This window comes from uncultured Campylobacter sp. (assembly GCF_938045535.1).
Taxonomy (GTDB): Bacteria; Campylobacterota; Campylobacteria; order Campylobacterales; family Campylobacteraceae; genus Campylobacter_B.
On the sequence record NZ_CALIMQ010000243.1, the window covers coordinates 1 to 5,729 of the forward strand.

The following is a 5,729-nucleotide window of genomic DNA, read 5'->3' on the forward strand; positions in this document are numbered from 1 at the left end:
ATCCTCAATTTTCATAAGCGAGGTATAAAAGATCTCTGCCATCTCCATTTTTTCCAAATCCGCGCTTGCATTTACGTATTCGGGAGAGCTCTGCTTTTTGGCGTATTTTTTGAGCGTAGTTTGGATGTTCTTTTTATTTTGCGCATACGACATTATGCTTTCGATATCCATATCCTGCTGCGTAATCGCGAAAGGCAGGCGATCAAAGAGCTTAGCTTTATTGCGGTCGATGGCGTCCAGTTCGTTTTTGCTCGCGTTGGCGTCGCCGCCGTTAAGCAGGGAGCTACGCTGCAAATTTAGCTTTTTAATCTCTTTGATTACAGAGATAAGCGTCTCTCCATTAGGAGCTTTTTTCTGCGAAGTCTCCGTTTTAGCGACCTTTTCTGCGATCATATTTATTACTTCGGTTTTATTGCCATCCTCCGCACCGAGGGATTTGGATAGAATTTTAGCGACTTCTTTTTTGATCTCGGTTTTGTTGTTTTCTAAAGTAAGATTTGCCTCTGGAGTAGAAGAATTCGTCTCTACAAAGCTTCCCTCACCGGTCGTGTTGAGGTCTGCAAACGCTAAAGCAGCGCTAAAAAGACTAATCGTTAAAAAGCTGATTATAGATTTTTTCATAATCCATTCCCTTATTTAATAGCGTAAAATGTGCGCCTTCGTCGTCGTAGTTGAATAGTTCGCCCGTTTCGATGACGTAGTGCCAGCCGTAAATTTTAATCTCGCCGTTTTTGTAGGCATATTTGATGCCAGGAAAGCTAAGTAAATTTTGCATGGAATTTATAATATTTAGTCGCTCGGTTATCCACTCACGCTTGTCGGTGCCGAGGTCTTTTAGCTTTTCGACCTCGTCTTTTACAGGCTGCATTAAATTTAGCCAGCGCCTTACGTTTGGAATTTTTTCGAGCTTTTTTGCGTCATAAAACAGCGCCGCGCAGCCACCGCAGTTGCTGTGCCCACAAACGATGATATTCTTGATATTTAGCGAATATAGTGCGTATTCAATCGCCGAAGTAGTTGCTAAAAATTCCTCGCTAATGCGGTATGGAGGAACGACGTTTGCGATATTTCGCACGACGAAAAGCTCGCCCGGAAGCGTCGAAGTAATTAGGCTCGGCACCACGCGCGAGTCAGAGCAGCCGATAAAAAGCGTGTGAGGTTTTTGATGATTTGCCAGACTTCCGAAAAGCTCGGCATGCTCGGCAAAATTTTCTTCCATAAATTTAATAGCTCCATTTATTAACTGGCTGGGCATACTTTCTCCTTAAAAAAGTCGGGAATTATATATTACTTTCATAAATAGATAGAATTCCGGAAATTTTTAATTATATATTTACCAAATTTTCGCTAAACTCCCCGCTCATAAATCAAAAGAAGGAGAAAATATGAGTCTATACGACAGACGAAATTACGCGGACGGCTATGAGCTATCGGACGCATCACTGGAACAAGGACGAATCTCTCAGACTATCAAACAAACCTATGCGCTTTTAACCGCTTCTATGATAGCTGCGGCGGCAGGGGCTTTTGTGGCGATGAGTTTCGGCGTGAGCTTGGCTCTTCATCCGATTTTATATCTGGTAGTTTTAATGGGGCTGATCTTCGGTATGCAAGCAGCCGTAAATCGCGGCGCCAACACGATCGCGCTGGTTTTGCTTTTTGCATTTACCTTTATTACCGGTCTTACTATAGGCAAACTGATCGCTATATATATCGCAGCGGGCGCAGGTAGCGTAGTGACGCAGGCTTTCGTAGCTACTGCGGTGACTTTCGGTGCGCTTACCGTTTATGCGATGAATACCAAAACTCGCTTCGATTCGTGGGGCAAGCCGCTATTCATATCGCTTATAGCCATTATCAGCCTAAGCCTTTTGAACTATTTCTTTTTCAAAAGCTCTATGCTTGATCTAGCGATTGCCGCGTTTTCGGCTTTAGTCTTTTCGATGTATATCATCTACGATACTAAAAATATTATAAACGGCACCTACACTTCACCGATAATGGCTGCCGTAGATATGTATCTAAACATCTACAACCTCTTCCTTTCGCTGCTAAGAATTTTCGGCGCAAGCAGAGACTAAATTTTACGCACCGCTTCGTGCGGTGCACTCTTAACTTAAAATTTATAAATCTTTTATTATAATCGCAAATTCAATTTTTTCAAAAGGTTTTATAGTGACTACGTTATTTTTAGTTTTACAAGTCGTCTTCGCCGTGATAATTACGATCTCCGTTCTGCTGCAAAAGAGCTCTTCTATTGGGCTTGGCGCATACAGCGGAAGCAACGAAAGCTTATTCGGAGCGAAGGGTCCGGCGGGGTTTTTAGCTAAATTTACCGCCGCGATGGGAATTTTATTTGTGATAAATACACTCGTGCTTGCGTATTTCTATCAGCAAGATGCTAAATCTTCCGTAGTCGATCGCGTAAAGATCGAAGCAAATGCTACTAAATCCGTGCCAAACGCTGTCCCTGGCGTGCCATCCATCCCAGCTTCAGGCGCAAAGCCTAATTTCGCTCCGGCAAGCACCGAATCAAATTCCATAATTAGCGGCGAGACCAATGCGACGGATATGAAAATCGAAGCGCCCGTAGCTCCTGCGACCGATACCGCCGCAGCTAGCGCGCCTGCTCGGTCGCAAGCATCAAGCGCCGTAAGCGATACCAACGCGAGCGCCGCTTCCGCAGATCAAAATACAACCAAATAAACTCTAAATTTTAAAATTTAAAAGCGCAAAATCCGCGCTTTTAAATGCTATTCTTATTTTTTTAACGCTATAATTTCGCAAATTTTATTTAAAGGATTTGAATGCTAGAAGCTATCTACAAAGAGCAAAGAGCAAACGGCGATCGAGCTATCGAGGCTTTGAAAAAGGACTTTACGACGCTACGCACCGGCAAAGTGAGCGTGGCGATCCTGGATCATATTTTCGTGGATTATTACGGCTCGCAAACTCCGCTAAATCAAGTCGCGACCGTTCTTTCGACCGATGCGGTCACGATCTCGATCACGCCGTGGGAAAAACCGATGCTAAAGGCGATCGAAAGCGCGATCGCAGCGGCAAATATCGGCGCCAATCCGACTAACGACGGCGAGAGCGTAAAGCTCTTTTTCCCGCCGATGACGGTCGAGCAACGCCAAGAAAACGCCAAAAAGGCTAAAGCGATGGGCGAAAAAGCAAAAATCGGCATTCGCAATGTCCGCAAAGACGCTAACGACGAAATCAAAAAGCTCGAAAAAGACAAAGCGATCTCCGAAGACGACGCCAAAAAGGGCTACGACGAGGTGCAAAAGATCACCGACTCTTACTCTGCCAAGATTGACGACGCAGTTAAGGCCAAAGAAGCCGAGCTTTTGAAGGTTTGAGCTGTGAATATAGAAAAAATCTATCGCGACTGCGGCGCATATCTGCGAGGGCATTTTCTGCTTTCAAGCGGCAACCACTCGGAATTCTATCTGCAAAGCGCCAAAGTACTTGAGGATCCGCAGCTCGCGGGACAGCTCGCAGACGAACTCGCCGCTATCATCGAAAAAGCGGGCGTGGAGTTTGATAGCGTCTGTTCGCCCGCGCTGGGCGGAATTTTAGCGGGCTACGAGCTAGCTCGCGCGGCAAAAAAGCGTTTCATATTTACCGAGCGCGTAGATCGCGTAATGAGCCTGCGCCGCGGCTTTGAAGTGCATAAGGGCGAGAGATTTATCATCTGTGAGGACATCATCACGACGGGTGGCTCGGCTCTTGAGAGCGCCAGGCTCATCGAAAACCTCGGCGGCGAGGTCGTGGGCTTTGCCGCGCTTGCCAATCGCGGATTTTGCAAGGTTGCAAATTTAGCGGGCAGCAGTGCAAAGGCTGGCGCCAAGCTGCCCACAGACAAGCCGTTTTTTGCGCTAGGCAATTTCGAGTTTGAAATTTACGAGCCCGCGACCTGCCCGCTTTGTGCTGCCGGAAGCAAGGCGATCAAGCCCGGCAGTCGCGGAAACTAGGCGCCGATTTGCTGCTAGCAAACCGCAGCGAGATTAAATTTTATTCTCTCGGCTTTAGCGCACCGAAATTTTAAAATTTAATCCAAAACGGATCAAAATGGCAAAACAAAAAGCTAAAATTTCACCGATTTTTCTGCGCGTGAAAGCCTTCGTCGTCGATCTCTTCATCATCGCGATGCCCCTATTCTACGGCGTTACCTATCTCGTCTTGGGCTCGAAAGAGGCTTTGTGGCGCAACCAAGCCGCGATCGCGCTTATCTGGCTTGCTTACGGCGCTATTTGCGCAGTATTTTACGCCAGCAGCGCCCAGACTCCGGGCTATAAGCTCGCGGGGCTTTATCTCATCGACATTCGTAGCGGACGCAAAGTAAGCTTCTTTAGAGCCTTAGCGCGCTTTGGATGCTTCGTGTTTGCGGGCTTTAGCGTCATCGGGCTTTTGATCTGCTTTTTTCGCAAAGACAGGCTCAACTTGCACGACCTACTAAGCGGGACAGCGCCCGTCGTGCGAAAGGACGCGTAGTGAGCGGGCAAATTTGCGGCATCGACGAGGCAGGGCGCGGTTGCCTTGCAGGACCGCTTTGCGTCGCTGGCTGCGTGCTGCAGCGCGAAATCGCGGGACTTGCCGATAGCAAAAAGCTAAGCGAAAAACGCCGCGAGGAGCTTTACGCTAGGATCATCGAAAGCTCGCGCTACAAAATCGTCGAAATTTCAAGCGCACAGGTCGATGAGATCGGGCTCAGCGCATGTCTAAAATCGGCGCTTGAGCAGATTCTCGCGTATTTTATGGGTTTTAGCGGGCAGATCATCTACGACGGCAACGCAACCTTCGGCGTACGCGGGCTTCAAACGCTCGTAAAGGCCGACGCGCAAATCGCCGAAGTAAGCGCGGCAAGCATCCTTGCCAAGGTCACGCGCGACCGCACGATGTATGAGCTCGCGCAGCGCTACCCGCAATACGGCTTCGCGCAAAACAAAGGCTACGGCTCGGCCGCGCACATCGCGGCGATCGAGCAGTACGGACTCACGCCTTTTCACCGCGCAAGCTATAAGATCAAATCGCTGCAACCCTCGCTGTTTGATTAACGCGACAGCAAGCTTGTTTGATAGGCGAGGCAAAGTGCGCCGCAATAAAGCTTAAAATTTAAATTTATCATCGACGACGAGAGAGGGTCTTGCGTTTTAAATTTAAAACCACACTTGAAATTTTGAATAAAATTTTGATATAAAAAAGGCGGCTAAATTTTAAAATTTCATCAAATTTAGCCGCGAGATAAGCGCCTGTTATCTTTCGTAGAAGCCCGAAAGAATATCTTTTGAACTTATTCTATTATTAGAATCTTCTTTGCCGTTTTTAGTAATTTTAAATTTATTGGACAGGCTTACGCTCTTGTCGGCATTTAACACAAAATTTAGCTCAACCGTAGAGGGTAATAGCTTTGCCTCTTTTCCTAGCTCAGCTTTTTCTTGTTCAGGCGTTAGCTGAGACAAATAAACAGCTTCTTTCACTTCTTCCAAAAGCATCATAATATCCCCCATAGAATTTGTTTTGTTAATTCTAGAATCGCCGGGCTTTAGTATTTCATATATTAATTTATCGTCACAATCAACTAGCATTCGTCGATCGTTATAATCTATCTTCCCTTTAGTCTTGAGCGTTTTTTGAAATTTTACATCGTTTATTTTGCAATGCTCATTCGCTATCTTAAGCAGACCTTGCTTATCATAAGTCTTTCCTCCATAAAAGATCAT

At 46.4% G+C, this 5,729-nt stretch carries 7 protein-coding genes and 2 pseudogenes; 6 read left to right on the top strand and 3 right to left on the bottom strand.

The features are described from left to right. A pseudogene (locus tag Q0095_RS07400) lies at positions 1-621 on the bottom strand (mechanosensitive ion channel family protein); the annotation flags it as partial. Further along, positions 587-1,255 carry a carbonic anhydrase gene (locus Q0095_RS07405; protein ID WP_297882777.1) on the bottom strand — a complete coding sequence of 223 codons (669 nt, stop codon included), beginning with the start codon at positions 1,253-1,255 and terminating at the stop codon, positions 587-589. The pseudogene Q0095_RS07400 and the gene Q0095_RS07405, both read right to left, overlap by 35 nt. 130 nt (positions 1,256-1,385) lie before the next feature. On the opposite strand from Q0095_RS07405, the gene Q0095_RS07410 reads away from it, so the two are divergent. The 6 genes from Q0095_RS07410 (at position 1,386) to Q0095_RS07435 (ending at position 5,063) form a co-directional block, all read left to right on the top strand. Then, positions 1,386-2,081, top strand: coding sequence for a Bax inhibitor-1/YccA family protein (locus Q0095_RS07410; RefSeq protein ID WP_297882779.1), 696 nt, complete (start codon positions 1,386-1,388; stop codon positions 2,079-2,081). A 94-nt stretch (positions 2,082-2,175) separates the two neighbouring features. After that, the gene (secG, locus tag Q0095_RS07415) at positions 2,176-2,706 is read left to right on the top strand and encodes a preprotein translocase subunit SecG (protein WP_297882782.1); all 531 of its coding nucleotides are present in this window, start codon (positions 2,176-2,178) and stop codon (positions 2,704-2,706) included. Positions 2,707-2,807: 101 nt separating this feature from the next. Then, positions 2,808-3,365: a ribosome recycling factor gene (gene frr / locus Q0095_RS07420; protein ID WP_297882783.1), complete on the top strand. Its 558-nt coding sequence runs from the start codon at positions 2,808-2,810 to the stop codon at positions 3,363-3,365. Between the two features lie 3 nt (positions 3,366-3,368). Next, complete coding sequence (gene pyrE, locus Q0095_RS07425; protein ID WP_297882785.1) at positions 3,369-3,980, top strand: orotate phosphoribosyltransferase; 612 nt, start codon at positions 3,369-3,371, stop codon at positions 3,978-3,980. A 97-nt stretch (positions 3,981-4,077) separates the two neighbouring features. Continuing rightward, positions 4,078-4,500 carry an RDD family protein gene (locus tag Q0095_RS07430; protein WP_297882787.1) on the top strand — a complete coding sequence of 141 codons (423 nt, stop codon included), beginning with the start codon at positions 4,078-4,080 and terminating at the stop codon, positions 4,498-4,500. Further along, the gene (locus tag Q0095_RS07435; RefSeq protein WP_297882789.1) at positions 4,500-5,063 is read left to right on the top strand and encodes a ribonuclease HII; all 564 of its coding nucleotides are present in this window, start codon (positions 4,500-4,502) and stop codon (positions 5,061-5,063) included. The genes Q0095_RS07430 and Q0095_RS07435 overlap by 1 nt, the downstream gene beginning before the upstream one ends. Before the next feature lie 198 nt (positions 5,064-5,261). On the opposite strand, the pseudogene Q0095_RS07440 reads toward Q0095_RS07435, so the two are convergent. After that, positions 5,262-5,729, bottom strand: a pseudogene (locus Q0095_RS07440) (hypothetical protein); the annotation flags it as partial.